The 15,969-nt window shown below is 61.0% G+C and carries 15 protein-coding genes and 1 pseudogene; 7 read left to right on the top strand and 9 right to left on the bottom strand.

The window, feature by feature from the left end:
- Positions 1 to 143 precede the first annotated feature (143 nt).
- The 5 genes from OMP38_RS28880 (at position 144) to OMP38_RS28860 (ending at position 4,301) form a co-directional block, all read left to right on the top strand.
- On the top strand, positions 144 to 1,709 hold the full coding sequence (locus tag OMP38_RS28880) for a spore germination protein (protein WP_277568153.1): 1,566 nt from the start codon (positions 144 to 146) through the stop codon (positions 1,707 to 1,709).
- Positions 1,702 to 2,892, top strand: coding sequence for a Ger(x)C family spore germination protein (locus OMP38_RS28875; protein ID WP_277568152.1), 1,191 nt, complete (start codon positions 1,702 to 1,704; stop codon positions 2,890 to 2,892). The genes OMP38_RS28880 and OMP38_RS28875 overlap by 8 nt, the downstream gene beginning before the upstream one ends.
- Entirely contained in the window at positions 2,889 to 3,104 is a 216-nt protein-coding gene (locus OMP38_RS28870; RefSeq protein ID WP_277568151.1) for a hypothetical protein, read from the top strand. The genes OMP38_RS28875 and OMP38_RS28870 overlap by 4 nt, the downstream gene beginning before the upstream one ends.
- 64 nt (positions 3,105 to 3,168) lie before the next feature.
- Positions 3,169 to 3,705 carry a hypothetical protein gene (locus OMP38_RS28865; protein WP_277568150.1) on the top strand — a complete coding sequence of 179 codons (537 nt, stop codon included), beginning with the start codon at positions 3,169 to 3,171 and terminating at the stop codon, positions 3,703 to 3,705.
- The gene (locus tag OMP38_RS28860; protein ID WP_277568149.1) at positions 3,669 to 4,301 is read left to right on the top strand and encodes a GerAB/ArcD/ProY family transporter; all 633 of its coding nucleotides are present in this window, start codon (positions 3,669 to 3,671) and stop codon (positions 4,299 to 4,301) included. Before OMP38_RS28865 ends, OMP38_RS28860 begins: the two co-directional genes overlap by 37 nt.
- A gap of 62 nt (positions 4,302 to 4,363) precedes the next feature.
- Here the strand turns inward: OMP38_RS28860 and purT are convergent, their stop codons facing one another.
- Complete coding sequence (gene purT, locus OMP38_RS28855) at positions 4,364 to 5,530, bottom strand: formate-dependent phosphoribosylglycinamide formyltransferase (RefSeq protein WP_277568405.1); 1,167 nt, start codon at positions 5,528 to 5,530, stop codon at positions 4,364 to 4,366.
- 150 nt (positions 5,531 to 5,680) lie between these two features.
- Entirely contained in the window at positions 5,681 to 6,925 is a 1,245-nt protein-coding gene (fabF, locus tag OMP38_RS28850; protein ID WP_277568148.1) for a beta-ketoacyl-ACP synthase II, read from the bottom strand.
- 133 nt (positions 6,926 to 7,058) lie between these two features.
- Between fabF and OMP38_RS28845 the strand changes: the two are divergent.
- Positions 7,059 to 7,903: pseudogene (locus tag OMP38_RS28845) on the top strand (helix-turn-helix transcriptional regulator).
- A 385-nt stretch (positions 7,904 to 8,288) separates the two neighbouring features.
- Here OMP38_RS28845 and OMP38_RS28840 read toward each other — a convergent pair.
- From OMP38_RS28840 to OMP38_RS28825, 4 genes are all read right to left on the bottom strand, one after another.
- Positions 8,289 to 9,302 (bottom strand): aldose 1-epimerase, encoded by a 1,014-nt coding sequence (locus OMP38_RS28840; RefSeq protein WP_277568147.1) that lies wholly within the window; start codon positions 9,300 to 9,302, stop codon positions 8,289 to 8,291.
- A 191-nt stretch (positions 9,303 to 9,493) separates the two neighbouring features.
- Entirely contained in the window at positions 9,494 to 10,801 is a 1,308-nt protein-coding gene (ltrA, locus tag OMP38_RS28835; protein WP_277568146.1) for a group II intron reverse transcriptase/maturase, read from the bottom strand.
- A gap of 621 nt (positions 10,802 to 11,422) precedes the next feature.
- Positions 11,423 to 11,797: a glycosyltransferase family protein gene (locus OMP38_RS28830; RefSeq protein ID WP_277568145.1), complete on the bottom strand. Its 375-nt coding sequence runs from the start codon at positions 11,795 to 11,797 to the stop codon at positions 11,423 to 11,425.
- A gap of 2 nt (positions 11,798 to 11,799) precedes the next feature.
- Entirely contained in the window at positions 11,800 to 12,543 is a 744-nt protein-coding gene (locus OMP38_RS28825; protein ID WP_277568144.1) for a glycosyltransferase family protein, read from the bottom strand.
- A 302-nt stretch (positions 12,544 to 12,845) separates the two neighbouring features.
- Between OMP38_RS28825 and fumC the strand changes: the two genes are divergently transcribed.
- Positions 12,846 to 14,237 carry a class II fumarate hydratase gene (gene fumC / locus OMP38_RS28820; RefSeq protein ID WP_277568143.1) on the top strand — a complete coding sequence of 464 codons (1,392 nt, stop codon included), beginning with the start codon at positions 12,846 to 12,848 and terminating at the stop codon, positions 14,235 to 14,237.
- 100 nt (positions 14,238 to 14,337) lie between these two features.
- Here fumC and OMP38_RS28815 read toward each other — a convergent pair whose 3' ends face one another.
- From OMP38_RS28815 to OMP38_RS28805, 3 genes are read right to left on the bottom strand one after another with little or no spacing between them, the layout of a single operon-like run.
- Positions 14,338 to 14,811, bottom strand: a complete 474-nt coding sequence (locus OMP38_RS28815) for an ABC transporter permease (RefSeq protein ID WP_277568142.1) — start codon at positions 14,809 to 14,811, stop codon at positions 14,338 to 14,340.
- Entirely contained in the window at positions 14,792 to 15,037 is a 246-nt protein-coding gene (locus OMP38_RS28810) for a hypothetical protein (RefSeq protein WP_277568141.1), read from the bottom strand. The genes OMP38_RS28815 and OMP38_RS28810 overlap by 20 nt, the downstream gene beginning before the upstream one ends.
- Positions 15,030 to 15,956, bottom strand: a complete 927-nt coding sequence (locus OMP38_RS28805; protein WP_277568140.1) for an ATP-binding cassette domain-containing protein — start codon at positions 15,954 to 15,956, stop codon at positions 15,030 to 15,032. Before OMP38_RS28805 ends, OMP38_RS28810 begins: the two co-directional genes overlap by 8 nt.
- Between the last annotated feature and the right edge of the window lie 13 nt (positions 15,957 to 15,969).

Below are 15,969 nucleotides of genomic sequence, written 5' to 3'. Positions count from 1 at the left end.
CCTTGTTTCGGTACTCGGCCGTTTACATACTCTTTTTATATCACTTGTTACTGAACAAATTCTGAAAAAGTCGGCGGATGCGAAGTTTGGGTTTGTTGCATACTATTGTCAACGACCGCGGACAAGGAGGAGGCACCACCGGCATGCTCAAACGTCTGATTCGGGCCTGGCTCCGGCATTCTCTCCAGGGACGTCCATCCGGGCCCGCGTCGGGCGGCTTCAGCTTCGGCACCCGGCCTGCTGCGCAGGGCGGCGTCCGCCCTGCTTCGGGCGATCCGCTGGCCGCCATTCTGAAGGCATTCCGGCATTCCGAGGATCTGGTATGCCAGCCGATCTCGGCAGGCGGCGTAGCCTGTACGCTCGTGTACTTCGAGACGATCGTGGACAAAAAAACGCTGTTCGCGCATCTGATCCGGCCGCTCCGGGAGTCGTCTCTCGAAGCAAAGGATCTGCTCGACGGACTGCTCGGCGGCGGACTCGTCTCTATCCAGGCTACCCGTTGCCAGGATACCGACCAAGCCGTCTCGGCGATGCTGCAGGGTCAGGCCGCGCTGCTGATCAATGCCGGCCGGGACGGCGTCTGCCTGTTTCCCGTAACGCAATACAACGACCGCGCCGTCACGGAATCGCAGCACGAGACGGTCATCGTCGGGCCGCAGGAAGCGTTCGTCGAAAATATCAGAACCAATCTCGCGCTCGTGCGCCATAAGCTGAAGCATCCCGATTTCAAAGTCGAAAAATATACGTTCGGACGGTTCACCAAGACGGAGACCTACCTGGTCTACATTCAAGGCGTCTGCAACGAGAATGTGCTGCGAGATGTAAGGGAGAAGCTCGCCCAGACGGACGTGAGCAGCGTGCTCGGGGCCAGCTATATCGCGGAACGAATGCAGGATATGCCGTTTTCTCCTTTCCCCATGGTCCAGTATTCCGAACGTCCGGACACGCTGGCCGCCGCGCTGATGGAAGGGCGAATCGGCATGATGATCGACGGCACGCCCCAATCGCTGATCGTGCCCGTTACTTTTTTTTCGCTCATGCAGTCGGCGGAAGACTACTATCAGAATTTCATGGCCTCGACATGGATCCGGTGGATCCGCCTGTTTTTCGTCGCGATGTCTTTCCTCGTGCCTTCGGTGTACGTGGCGGTCACGACTTTCCATCCGGAGATCGTGCCCGCGAACCTGCTGCAGACGATCACGGCCGCGAGAGAGAACATCCCGTTCCCCGCGCTCGCGGAGGTTCTCATCATGGAGCTGATCTTCGAAGGACTCCGGGAAGCCGGCATCCGAATTCCGAGACCGCTCGGTCAGACCGTATCGATCATCGGCGCGATCGTCATCGGACAAGCTACCGTGCAGGCCGGCATCGTGTCCGCGCCGACCGTCATCGTCGTGTCGATAACGGGGATCGCCTCCTTCGTCATTCCGCACTTTGAGCTTGGCCTCGCGTTCCGCCTGCTGCGGTTCCCGCTGCTGCTCCTGGGCGGACTGCTCGGCATGGCCGGCCTCGTGACCGGGCTGTTCATCCTTTTCTGGCACCTGGTGTCGCTGTCCTCGTTCGGCGTGCCTTACATGCATCCCGTCGCGCCGCTGTCCATACGAGATTGGAAGGATACGTTCATCCGCATCAATTGGACGCGGCTGAACCTGCGCCCCGAAGCTTATCGCAAGGCGGATGACGCGGAGAGGCTGCCCGGCCATGAATAAAAGCGCCCGGACGATGCTCGCCGCCGTCTTGCTCGTTCTGCCGCTCGCCGGCTGCTGGTCCAAGATCGAACTTAACGATCGCAGCTTCATCACGAGCGCTTATCTCGATCTGGGCGAACGGCCGGGCGAGATCGTGCTGACGATCGGCTCGCCGCTGCCCAACCGGATCGGAACGATCGGCAATACAGAATCCGCCGCCCAGCAGGGCAAGTCCTACACGTCGAACACCGCATCCGGCTTTACGATTCCGGAAGCGCTCGACAAGATTCAGAACGATCTGACGCGCAAGCTCACCTGGGGACAGACCCGCGCCGTCGTCGTCAGCGCGGACTTCGCCGCGCAAATGGGCCTGCAGGACTTGCTCGAATGGGCTTCGCGCAATCCCTATTTCCCGTTTCGGACGTTCGTGTTCGTGTCCGAAGGCCCCGCCAAGGACGTGATGGGGCTGACGCCCGTCTACGAGAGAGCCCCCTCCGAGGTGCTGCGCAAATACGGCAACCGCAAGTTCGTCGGACAAGCGACGATCAAAGACCTGGCCGTCGACAGCGCCGCCGGCGTCGGCACGACCGTTCCGCTGCTGCGGACCGGCAAAAAATCGCTGATCAGCGAAAATGACAAGGTCAGTCCCTGGACCGGCATTGCGGGCACCGCGATGATTCAGGACATGCGCATGAAGGGCAGGCTGAGCATTGAAGAGGCCAAAGCCGTCAGCTGGGCGGAGGGCAATCTCTCGGAGCCGATGTACGACGTGCTGTCGGAGAATGGGAAGTTCGACTACAGGCTGAACCGTCTGAAATCGAAAATATCTCCCGTCATCTCTCCGAAAGGCGATATCTTGTGCCGGGTTCGGCTCAGCGCCGAGGCCACGCTCGAATCCGCATTAACCGACGAGGATATCTCCGTCTCCGCTGCGCTGCACAAGCTGGAGGGGAAAATGAGAGAAGCCGTCTCTTCAAATCTGCAAAGCGCGCTAGAAAAATCCCAAGCGGCAGGCGCGGATATTCTGGAATTGGGCCGCCTGTTGGAATGGCGCTATCCCCGCTTATGGGCACGCCTGGAAAACAGATGGACGCAAGCGTACGGCAAGGAAGTTCGTTTCAAAGTAGAGACCGACATTCGCGTGACCCATATGAATGCGGAACATAAACCGCTGTGGACGATCCGGGAGGCGAATACCCCATGAAGGCGGCATGGCTCATCATGGCAGGAATCGCAGGCTGCGAACTGTACGGGCTTCGCTCGGGCAACAAGCGGGCCCGTTTGGCTACGACGGCCGTATGGCTGCTAAGCGTCGGCTACGCAGCAACCGCGGTATTCGCCAATTGGTTCCCGCTGCCGGTCTGGATCATCCGGGTATTGTTCGGTTGGGCGGACGCGCTCTCGCGGTCCAGTTAAGCAGTTGGGAGTCGAACGAAGCATGAAACCCCTAAAATTCGTTCATCTTTGGCGCATATACGCCTTGTACCTGATCGCGGCGCCGATCGTCTTCATGCTGAGCCCGATGTACGTGCTCGGCGGATACTTGGGCTGGCTCGCCATTCCCTGCGCCAGCCTGTTCAGCATGCTGTTCGCTTTCTTTTCCATCCGCGTCGCCTATGCCTTCAAGGGACGGGAGTGGGCCGAATACGGCGGCGTCATCGTCGGCCGCTGGCTTCACTTCTTTTTTTTCCGCGCTTGTGCTGCTGTATTGCCTTACGGTCGCGACGCTTTGCGCTTCCGCTTATTCGGACCTGTTCATCTCGGTCTATCTGGAGGGGACGCCCACGCCGGTGATGCTGGGATGTTTTCTGATTTGCGCCGCGCTTGCCGCGCGCTCCGGCATTCGCTCGATCGCGCTGCTCAGCGACGGTTTTTTCCTCTCCGTATTCGCGACGATGGTGCCCGTCCTGTTCGTACTGCTGTTCAAAATGGATTACGGCATGACGGTCGCGCTTTTTTACGCATTGGTCGGCAGCCAAATTGGTTTCTTCCACGTTTTTCGCCATCGGCTGGCTGAACGATCTGTCCCTGCTCTTCTTGCTCGCTCCCTTTTTTGAATCGGCGCCGAGGCCCCTTCGCAAGCTTGGTTCCATGCAGGCGCTCATCGTCGTCGTCCTGGTCGCCTATTGGCTGTCCAGCCTGCTGTTGTTCGGCCCGAAGTTCGCGGGCAACATGGCCTATCCGCTGCTTGAGGCCGTCCGCTTCATCTCGTTCGGAGAGGTCCTGGAAAATCTCGATCCGCTCCTCATCGGCATCTGGTCCGCTACGCTCCTCATCAAGACCGCCGTCCTGCTGTTCATGGCGAGCCGCATCGCCATGCGGTACGCAGGTCTTCAGTCACACCGGCCGCTGACGTTTGCTTTGACGGCTTTCGTTTTTTCCTGCGCCTACCAGCTTTCCCGCTTCCCGGCGGAATTCCAGGAGTTGACGATGATGCCTTCGTTTCTGGCATTCACCTGGCTGGTCTTTCTGACGCCGGCGATTCATTGGACGATCGCCAAGCTCAGAGGGATGCTCGGCGCGGGACGCGCGGAGGGCGGGGGAGCCGGAGAAAAGCAACACGGAGGAAAGCAACGCGCAGGACGGCAGCCGCGCCAAGACCCGGGCGGGTGAAAAAAAGCCCCCGCCGGCCGTGATCTGCGGCTGCAGGGGCGTTGCGGATTTAGGAAAAGCGATTAGTCGCGCTCCTGTTCGAGTCTGAGCTTGCCGAGCGCCTCGGCCGCCCGCGAACGCGCTTCGAGCACGGTGTCCGCGGATGCCAGCGCCACGGCCATGCGGCGGCCGGGCTTGGTCACCGGCTTGCCGAAGATGCGCAGCTGCGTGTCCGGCACGGCGAGCGCTTCCGCGGCGCCCGCGAGGCGATATCCGTCCCACGCCTCCAGCGCCTTGAGCGGACGGCTCGCGCCCGGCGACGCCAGCTTGATCTCGGGGATCGGCAGGCCGAGGATCGCCCGCACGTGCAGCGCGAACTCGGACAGGTTCTGGCTGACGAGCGTGACGAGGCCCGTGTCGTGCGGGCGCGGGGACACTTCGCTGAAGTAGACTTTGTCCTCGGCCAGGAACAGCTCGACGCCGAACAGGCCTACGCCGCCTAGCGCGTCCGTGATCGCGAGCGCGATGCGCCGCGACTCCTCCAGCTGCGAAGCGGTCATCTCGTGCGGCTGCCACGACTCGATATAGTCGCCGCCCTGCTGGACGTGGCCGATCGGCGGGCAGAACTGCGTTCCCTGGGCGGTACGGACGGTCAGCAGCGTGATCTCCGATTCGAACCGGATGAATTCCTCCACGATGACCCGTCCCTGCTGAACCCGGCCGCCCTCCATGGCGATCCGCCAGCTCTCCGCCAGCTCTTCCTCGGAGCGGCAGACGCTCTGGCCCTTGCCCGAGGAGCTCATGAGCGGCTTGACCACGCAAGGGAAGCCCATCGCGCGCGCGGCTTCGGCAAATTCGTCGAACGTGTCGGCGAAGCGATACTTCGCCGTCGGCAGGCCCAACGTCTCCGAAGCAAGCCGGCGAATGCCCTCGCGGTCCATCGTCAGCTGCGCGGCGCGCGCCGTCGGGATGACCGTGAAGCCTTCCTCCTCCAGCTTCACGAGCTCGGCCGTCGCGATCGCTTCGATCTCCGGCACGATCAGGTCGGGCTTCTCGCGCAGGATCAGCTCCCGCAGCGCCTGCCTGTCCAGCATGTCGATGACGTAGCTGCGGTCGGCCACGTGCATGGCCGGCGCGCCCTCGTACCGGTCGACGGCGATCGTCTCGGCGCCGAGGCGCTGCGCCTCAAGTATGACCTCTTTGCCCAGCTCGCCCGAACCGAGCAGCAGCACCTTTTTCGTATGGAACATCTTCTTCATCCAGCTCCTCGCACCCTCAGATGTGCCCATTATACAACAAAATGAAGGGCGGGTTGAACGCGCGGTGCCGCAACTTAAGCTAGCTGCACGAACCGCTGCGTTCGGCGGTCCGCCCCGAACCGAATCTGGCGCGTTCGCGCATCAAGCCTCGTCGAACCTGCGCAGCACGATGACCGCGTTGTGTCCGCCGAAGCCGAAGGAGTTCGACAGGCCGACTGTCAGGTTCTGGCCCCAGCGCGCCTCGTTCGGCACGTAGTCCAAGTCGCAGGCCGGGTCGGCGCGATCGAGATTGATCGTCGGCGGGACGATCCCCTCGCGCAGCGTCTGGACGAGCGCGATCGCCTGCGCGCCGCCGGAGGCGCCCAGCATATGCCCGGTCATCGACTTGTTGGCCGTCACGGGCACTTCTCCCGCGCGTTCGCCGAATACCTGCTTGATCGCGAGCGTCTCCGTCGCGTCGCCGAGCTCGGTGCTCGTCGCATGCGCGCTGACGACATCGACGTCCGCAGGCGCGATGCCCGCGCTGCGGAGCGCCGCGCGCATCGCCAGGACAGCCCCTCGCCCCTCGGGATGCGTGGCGACCTGGTGATAGGCGTCGGAGCTTGCGCCGTAGCCGATCACCTCGGCGAGCGGCTGCGCGCCGCGCGCCAGCGCGTGCTCGAGCGACTCGAGCACGACGATGCCCGCGCCCTCGCCGAGCACGAAGCCGTCGCGGTCCGCGTCGAACGGGCGGCTCGCCCGCCCGGGCTCGTCGTTGCGCCGGGACAGCGCCGTCGCGTTGCCGAAGCTCGCGAGCGACAGCTCCGTCACGGCCGCTTCGGCGCCGCCGGCGATGACGACGTCCGCCTCGCCGTCGCGGATGAGCCGGAACGCCTCGCCGATCGCCGTGTTGCCGATCGAGCAGGCCGTCACCGGCGACATCGTCGGCCCGTACGTGCCGTACCGGATGCTGATCTGCGCCGCGGCCATATTGGCGATCATCATCGGCACGAGCAGCGGGCTGACCCGGTCGGGACCGCGCTCGCGCAGCAGCGACTCGTTGTCGCTCAGCGTCCTCAGGCCGCCGGTGCCCGATCCGACGTAGACCGCGACCCGCTCGCGGTCCGTTTTTTCCATATCCAGTCCCGACTGGGCGATCGCCTGATCCGCCGCCGCGATCGCGAACTGGGTGAAGCGGTCCATGCGCCGCGCTTCCTTGCGGCCGAACATCGCCTCCGCATCGAAGTCCTGCACCAGTCCCGCGATCCGCGTCTTGTAACCCGACACATCCATATGTTCGATCGTCCGAACGCCGGAGCGTCCTTCGACGAGCCCCTTCCAAAACGAAGCCACGTCCGCGCCAAGCGGCGACACGACGCCCATTCCCGTGATGACCGCTCTTGCCATGCCGATCTCCTCCATTCGGTGTACCCTGCTATAGTCCTATCATTTCACATGCCAATATCCTAGTACAAGTTATAGGTTATACTGGTATAAAGAGCACCTGAATAACAGGCGACGCGAGGAAGGACGGGGGAGCTTGAACAAGCACGCACGATTGCAGGCGTTGTCGGCTTTTTTTGAAGGCGCGTCGGGCGAAGCTGTCTCCAGGGGGAAGTCGGCTTGCCGGATATCGGCAGGCGGCGGACGCCGGGTCTGCGGCGGGAAGAAGTGGCGCAGCTGGCGGGCGTGAGCAGCACGTGGTATACCTGGCTGGAGCAGGGACGCGACATTCAGGCTTCGCACGCCGTGCTGGAGTGCGTGGCCGAGGCGCTGCGGCTGACGGCCGACGAGCGCAAGTACTTCTATTCGCTGGCCGAGAACGGCGGCGCGTCGGGCGCGGTCGACTACGAGCAGGAAGCCCCGCCGGTCATGACGCCCTCGCTGTCGCGCGTCGTAGACGAGCTGCGCCAGTGCCCGACGATCGTATCGGACAGGCGCTGCCAGATCGTCGGCTGGAACGAGGCCGCCGCCCGCGTCTTCGCCGACTTCGGCCGGATCGCGCCCGAGGATCGCAACATGATCAGGCTCGTATTCACGCGCAAGGAATTCAGAAGGCTGGCCGTCAATTGGGAGTCGTTCGCGAGCGGCTTCCTCGCGATCTTCCGGGCGTACTACGGACATTACGTGGAGGACGCTTGGTATGAGGCGTTCCTGGCTGAAATGAAAGGCGCGCATCCCGACTTCGAGCGCCTCTGGAACGACAGCCGGGTCAGCAGCGCGCCCGAGGTCGCCCTCGAATTCAGGCACGCCAAAGCGGGCAAGATGCTGTTCCACCTCACCTCGCTCCAGGCGCACGGCAGCGCGGATCTTCGTCTGAGCGTCTATACGCCGGCGGCCGACTCGCGCACCGAGGAGAAGCTGCGGAAGCTGCTGGATGCCTAGGAGCGGAGCTCCGGCACCTCGCCCAAGGATCGGCAGCGCCTATCGGGCGTCAGCGGCAGGCGGCCGTTTACCCTCCGGCAGCCGCACTCGCTCGCCGAAAAAAAGGACCGTCATGGGCTCGCCCTGACGATCCTGTTTCTGCTGCAAAACGATGCAACTTTATTGCTCGAAACAGCGATATGGCACATGCCTTATTCGGACCGAGAGCGATCCCCCTCGCGAGATAACGATGCGCCACATCCTTATTACGACTAGACACACGACCCATCACCGAATAGCGATGCGGCACATCCTTATGTGCGACGGTGTCGGGGCGGATACGACACGTCTGCACGGACCGCGCACTCCCCGGGGTGAAGCCGATGAATGGCAGAACAGGCGCTCCTCAGCCGATCGTGTACAGCCGGCACGTCTCTTCCCAGACCTCGCCCGGCGACAGGGCGAACAGTCCCGCCTGCTCCTTCTCCTCCGCCGTCAGCGCGATGTTCGGCGCGTTGACGAGGTTAACCTGCGGTTCCGGGCAGAAGTACCCGCCCTTGGCGCCGTCGTTCCAGATCATCCACTGCTTGTAGCCCGTGCCCACGTCGTAGACGAGCTTGACGCCCGTGCGGTTGTCGGTCAGCTCCATGCGGTTGCGGCCGTTCTGCGGCACCGCCGTGTAGTGATTGTCCAGCGACTCGAAAAACGGCGACTGCGTGCCGTCGCGCATGCGCGCCTCGGCCTCCGTGAGCGGCAGCTTGCGCTTCGTCGGCAGCATTCGGCCGTCGGCGCCCATCTCCCAGCGTTCGCCGACCGTCAGCTTGAACGTGCAGTCGTCCGTCGAGCTGCCCGGCGCGAACGGCGCATTGACCGCCGTGTGGAACGCGAGCAGGCACGGCATCGTGCCCTCGCCGTCGTTGCGGACGCTGACGCGCTGGTGAAGGCCTTCGCCATTCAGCGTATATTCCAGACGGACGGTGAACGCGAACGGAAACCGCGCGTACACCGCGTCTCCTTCTGCCACCTTCACGCTGAATACCGCACGCGCGCCAAGCGCGTCGGCGCTGAAGCCGTCGACCTGCCAGGGAATGTTATAAAGGAAGCCGTGCAGATGGTTATTCCGATCGGTCTCGTTGACGGGCAGTTCGAGCACGCGGCCTTCCCAAGGAAACTTGCCGTCCTCGAAGCGGTTCGGCGGGAAAAGCACCGGAATGCCGTGCACCATCGGGCGTTCCGTGAACCCCTGCAGTTCATCCGCGGCCGGCTCCCGCAAGAAGGCGTATCCCCGCTCCGTGTCCCGGAACGCGATCAGGTTCGCGCCGATCTCCGGCAGCACCGCCGCCTCGTAAGGGCCCGATTTCAGCCATACTGCCTTCAAACCCTGGTATTGACCTTCGTAAGCTTGCGCGTTCGCTGTCATCGTATCCTCCTAGGCTATGATCATGACTTTTACGTATATTTATCCTAGCATATCATACACCCCTCAGCGGGGAACAGAAGCAAGAACGGGGCAACGCTTCCTCGCTAGAGTGAAGGACTGAATAAATTCAGCCCCTCCTCATCAAACCGTACGTGAGGTTTTCCCTCATACGGCTTTCCGATGTTCGTCATTCATGCGCGTGCGACTTTCAAGAGTGTTTTGAGTCCATGTACTTGGCTTAGAATCTTAATTTCGTTTCCGGAACCGCGCCAGCGCCTTCGTTGGCGCTTCTTTGCGTACCACTTCGTCAGCCTTTGCCGGATGTACCAATCGAGCTTAGCCATCCACTTCGTGCTGTAAGGCGTTGTGTAGTAATTCTTCCAGCCTTGGATTTTCGGATTGAGCCATTTCACGTGTTCTTCAAACGATGCGCTCCGCATACTTGGCGGTGCCAGTCGCTCTTTCACCACTTCCCGGATGTGCATCTCTGCTTTCTTGCAGAGCCATTGCCGGGTCGTGTAGTACACTTGGCTTCGTCCCGTTTCGGCTTTCGTTTTCCGGTGGTGCATGCCGAGGAAGTCAAATCCTTCTTCTCCCGTCCATAGCCCCACAATCCGCGTCTTCTCCGGGTGCAACGTTAATTCCAGACGCGCCATAATCGCCTGAATAAGCTTATGCGCATGAAGGGCATCCTTCCTTGTCTTGCACACCACGACGAAGTCGTCGGCATACCGCGTTAACGCTCCAACCGCTTTCCCATGCTTTTCCCATAGCCCGTCGAAGTAATTCAGATAGATGTTGGCGAGCAGAGGCGAGATCACGCCGCCTTGCGGCGTTCCCAGATCGCTTCTTCTCACCTTGCCTTCCTCCATGACTCCGGCTCCGAGCCATTGCCGGATCAGCTTGAGTACGCGTCTGTCGCTGATTCGCATTTCCACCAGCTTCATCAACTTCTCCTGGCCCAGGTTGTCGAAGAACCCTTGAATGTCGACGTCGACCACCCAATTGCCCTTGCGGTTGCACGCTTTGCGGATTCGCTCCAGCGCCTGTTTCGCGCTGCGCTTCGGCCGAAAGCCGAAGGAACAATCCTGAAAATCCGCTTCGAAGATCGGTTCCATCACCAGTTTTAACGCCATCTGTACGACCCGGTCCTGAATCGTCGGAATGCCGAGCGGGCGCTTACGCCCGTCTTTCTTCGGGATATAGTGGCGTCGTACGGGCTGAGGACGGTATCGTTTCTGGAGTAGACGTTCTCGGCATTCCTCGACGAAAAGGGACTCGCCCTTTTTCTCGATATCCGCCAGCGTTTCACCATTCACGCCTGCTGCCCCCTTATTGGCTCGTACGCTTCTCCACGCTTCCCACAGCACGTCCAGCCGACATACCTTGTCGTACAGCGCATGGAATCTTCTCCTCTTGTTTGTCTTGGCCGCATGACCTAGCTTTTCTCGGAGTTGTTGAACTTTTTCTTTGGGTGTCGTTAGCCGGTTGGCATTCACTCACTCGTACCTCCTCCAAAAACTTGAACAAAGCAGGGCTCCTTCCCTCCCGCAGGTTGTGTTGTCCTGCGTTCTCAGGTACTATGAACCCCTCGGACTCCCTTCCTGCAGATGGCTCGCTTCGCCTTTTGACTTATAGAGCATCTCGCTACGAAAAAAAAACTTCGTGCAGGGGAGGGTCTCCCCAGTTCACTGCATCTTCTTTCAGACCATGCCGCTCCCTCTACGCCGGAGGATTCTTCGCTGCCGCTCCAAGTTCTAAGCAGCTTCCTTGGCCTTCGTCCAGCTATGCAAGACTCGGCTTCCTCTTTTCCCTCTTGCGAGGCCTTTTTGACGACGCGGCAGGATTCACTTCATGTTACGGCCTGGCCTGTTGCTCGCACCGTCTCTGACGGTTACTTTCGTCGATGCGCTTCTGCGCACAGATTTCGCCGTACGCAGGCATCCTAGCTACGCGGGGGCTTGGCCCCTCCCGCGACCGGACTTTCACCGGCAAGAAAATACGTGCTTACCTGGGCACGCCATCGTGAAAAGGCGCCCGCCCGGATTACCGGGCGAACGCCAGCGCAACGATAAACCTCTTTAACGATCATTCCGCATACCATACTGTCCGCAGCGGGGCTATCTCCTTTTTCGCCGCGCCACGACGTGCCCGACGGCTCTTTTCATCATAGCTCCCGCCCTGCCCCAGCTAAGACGGGCGGCATCCAGGCGGGCCCGCCTTCCCTTTTGCCGGCACAGCCCCGGGTTCAGATAGGCTCTGCGCATCTGCCGCACCAGGCTTCCCTCGTCCGCCTCGGCCCACCGTTGTCCGGAACCGTTGAACAAATATCGAAACCGGCGGGCGATCGCGGTCGGCTTGTTCATGCTCGCCGCGGGGTGACGCAGTCGGTACCCGACCTTGAACCCGTTGCGATCCGTCACAAAGTCCATATGGCCGCCCCAGCCCGTCGCGATGACAGGGGTGCCGCTGGCCAGAGACTCCAGGAAGGGCAATCCTACGCCCTCTCCCCCTTGTTGGCAGCACGAAAGCGTCTCCCAGCGTATAAATTCCCCCGCAGCCTGCGTTCGTCCATCCGATGCGCGAGCACCGTGAGGGGCGCCGTGCTTTTGCGCAAACCGAGCCTCCGCTTCAAACCGCGAATCCGCGACTCGATCCACTGCTTGTTTTCATACGGCGCGTATCCGTTCGTCTTGATCACCAGATGAACCTTGTCGCGGGCCGAGAACGCCCTCCAATACGCCTTGAGCAGCGTTTCCGGATTTTTGCGATGCTGGAACCCGAACACGGACACGAATACGAACCTGCCGGCCGTACCCGGCACGCGCAAAGGCGGATTGCCGGGGCGGTAGAAGAAGGCGTTCACGCCGTGCGGCACGATATAGATCGGCACGGTCACGCCGCTTGCCCGGAAGGCGGCTTTGTTCTGCCTTGACGGTACGAAAACCGCATCGAACCGGTTGATGTTTTTCAGCCAACGCCGGGGAATTCGGGTCGTCTCCCAGACTGCGTTCAGGATCACGCGATCATAGCGCCGCTTCTCCTCGCTCAACCGGATCCGTCCGGGCGGGTAATGGCATATGAGCACGCGGCTCCCCGAACCTCGCGGTTTGCCATCCCTGCCGATCGCTACCCGCACGCCCTGCTTCCTCAAGGCGCCGACATAATGCCTGCTCGCGATGCCAAGACCGCTTCCGTGCCGTATCGGCCCCTTCCAAGTTACGGAGTATCGCTTCTTCATATCTCCCAAAGCCCCCAGGCATTTTATTTTCAAGAACGATCGCCATATCGTATTCATCCCGGCCGCGGACGGCACGACTTGAATGCGTGTTCAGCTTCGAACTTCAAGGCGCGGCCGGCAATTCCATTTGGAACCTTGAAGACGAGCCATTATAATGGAAGACGTGATGTTAAAAACGGCCTCGCGGTCCGCTACGGCGAACGCGGCCGCTTTTATCGGAAGACGGTCTGGCCCAAGCCGCGGAGGTTTGTCCCGCCAGGGCGGACCGCATAACTCATAAGGGCGCAGGAGGAGAATCAGCAATGGAATTCCGGATTGAACGCGATACGATGGGCGAGATTCAGGTGCCTTCTACCGCTATGTGGGGCGCGCAGACAGAGCGCAGCCGCCAGCACTTCAAGATCGGCACGGAGCGGATGCCGAAGGAATTGATCACGGCGTTCGCCCAACTGAAGAAGGCGGCCGCGCAGGTCAACCACAAGCTGGGCAAGCTCGACGCCGACAAGAAGGACGCGATCGTCGCCGCGGCGGACGAGATCGTCGCCGGCGAGTGGGATGCCGAATTCCCGCTCGTCGTCTGGCAGACGGGCAGCGGCACGCAGTCCAACATGAACGTCAACGAAGTCATCGCGCGGCGCGCCAATCAGCTGCTCGAAGCGAAGGGCTCGGACAAGCGCGTTCACCCGAACGACGACGTGAACAAGTCGCAGAGCTCCAACGACACGTTCCCGACAGCGATGCACGTCGCGAGCGTCGTAGCGGTTGACGAAGTTCTCCTCCCGGCGCTCGGCGAACTGAAGGAGACGCTGAAGGCCAAGTCCGAAGCGTTCATGGATATCGTCAAGATCGGCCGTACCCACTTGCAGGACGCGACGCCGATCACGCTCGGCCAAGAGATCAGCGGCTGGCACGCGATGCTGGAAAAGACCGAGCAAATGATCCGCAGCAGCGCGCAGACGCTGAAGGAGCTGGCGATCGGCGGCACGGCGGTCGGCACAGGCATCAACGCGCACCCGGCGTTCGGCGACGGCGTCGCCCAGGCGCTGAGCGAAGCGACCGGCGGCAAGGGCTTCGTGAGCGCGCCCAACAAGTTCCACGCGCTGACCAGCCACGACCAATCCGTCTTCGCCCACGGCGCGCTGAAGGCGCTCGCGGCCGACCTGATGAAGATCGCCAACGACGTGCGCTGGCTCGCGAGCGGTCCCCGCAGCGGCATCGGCGAGATCACGATCCCCGAGAACGAGCCCGGCAGCTCCATCATGCCCGGCAAGGTCAACCCGACCCAGGCCGAAGCGATCACGATGATCGCCTGCCAGGTCATGGGCAACGACGCGACGATCGGATTCGCGGCCTCCCAGGGCAACTTCGAGCTGAACGTGTTCAAGCCGGTCATCCTGAACGCGTTCCTCCAGTCGGTCCGCCTGCTCGCGGACGGCATGCGCTCCTTCAACGAGCACTGCGCCGTCGGCATCGAGCCGAACCATGAGGTGCTGAGCCGCAATCTGGAGCAGTCGCTCATGCTCGTCACGGCGCTCAACCCTTACATCGGCTACGAGAACGCCGCCAAGATCGCCAAGCTGGCGCACAAGGAAGGCCTCACGCTCCGCGAAGCCGCCCTCAAGACCGGCCTGCTGACGGACGAGCAGTTCACCGAGTACGTGAAGCCGGAAGATATGATTCATCCGAAGGAATAGGGATTAGCTCACATCAGCCGCCCGACGGCCGCAACTGCGACCGCGGGCGGCTTTTGCTATTCAACGATGGGCAGAGTTCCCAGGGGCATCTATTTCGCAGTTAATTTACGTCGTTCGTTTCCAATCGAAGCATCGATAGCCAAGCAATCGCCAAGCCGGCAACCCCAAGCGTCAATTGAATCGCGAGGGCAGCGTCAATAGACACCAACGGTCCGTCAAAACCGGAGCATACGATAAGCACTAGCAGAACGGACGAGACCATGGTCGCCGTAACCGAATGCTTGCGCATACTGAATGCAAGAGGAATCAGGGCCATCGCGGCGGCCGACAACGAACTGACGACGTACGCGTTCAGCATCGATTGAACCTGTTTCATTGCCAGCGAATCTTCAACGAAGGGATGGTAGCGATCAGCGGCAACCAGAATGGAACCCAACAGGATGTCCGAGAACAGAATCACGCCGAACGTAAAGGCGAGGATGACGATTAATTTGGCCGCGATCAGCTTGCGGCGTTTGATCGGGTACGTAAAGAGTACGCTCGTCGTTTGATTCCTATATTCCCCTACGATCATTCTTGAGAGAAGTCCCCCCGGCGAAGATCATGAAGGTTGCCCTGACGAAGGTATCGATCAGCTCGAACGACTCCGGGTACCCGGAATAAGCGTAATCTTCGGCTCCATAATCGGTAAATCCTATTAAGGCCAGGAACAGGAGGAGTGCCAGGTCAGCCATGGCGGCATAACCAATCATACGGGCGAACCGGTACTTCCGAAGCTCCAATGAGATCAATTTAAACAACGTCACCCTCCCCCCCCTTCATCAGATTCATGAAGTATTCCTCCAGAGAGTGTGCCCGTTTGAAGACCGATTCGATCGCGACGTCGTGACGCACCAGGGCCTTGATTAGCTCCGAAGGATTCGTGCCTGAATCGTAAACCCTAACCGTCTGCTCGTCGACCAACTTATAATTGGTTAGTCCGAGGTGATGCGCGAAGACGTACGCCGCCTTGCGAACATCGAATGTCCGGAGCTCGACGTATTCATTGAACTGCTCGCGAATGTGATCCATCGATACTTCCTCGATCAGCCGCCCTTGCCGAAGGACGCCGACCGTATCGGCAATCTGCTCGATCTCTCCGAGAATGTGGCTCGACACGAGCAGCGTGATCCGGTATTCGGCGCTGAGCCGTTTGAGAAGAACGCGCAGCTCTTTGATCCCCGAAGGGTCCAGGCCGTTGATCGGTTCATCCAAGATGAGAAGCTCCGGCGTCGTGATCAGGGCGCGGGCGATACCCAGCCGCTGCCTCATGCCGAGGGAAAATTCCCGGACGGGCTTCCTGCCCGTATCCTGCAGGCCCGCCTGCTCCATCCTGGCGCCGATGACCCTTTTGTCCGGAAATCCCATATAATCGCAGTGCAGCTCCAGGTTCTCCCGGCCCGATAAGTCGTCGTAAAAAACGGGAGAATTAATTACGCTGCCCATGCGCTTCAGCACCTCGTACGAACGAGGCGTAAGCTTCTCCCCGAACAGCTCGATCTCGCCGAAGGTCGGTTTAATCAGGTTGGTCAACATCTTCATCAATGTCGTTTTTCCGGCTCCGTTGTGCCCGAGTAATCCGTAGATCTCCCCTTGTCTTATGTTCATGCTGACATCGGACACGGCTTCCGTCCCCTTGTATAGCTTCGTCACTCCGATCGTGCGGGCTATGTAGGTCATCGCTCCATAAGCT

Origin of the sequence: Cohnella ginsengisoli (genome assembly GCF_029525555.1) — a bacterium.
Classification (GTDB): domain Bacteria; phylum Bacillota; class Bacilli; order Paenibacillales; family Paenibacillaceae; genus Cohnella; species Cohnella ginsengisoli.
Note: the sequence above shows the minus strand (reverse complement) of the source record. Positions and strands in the feature narration are given on the sequence as shown.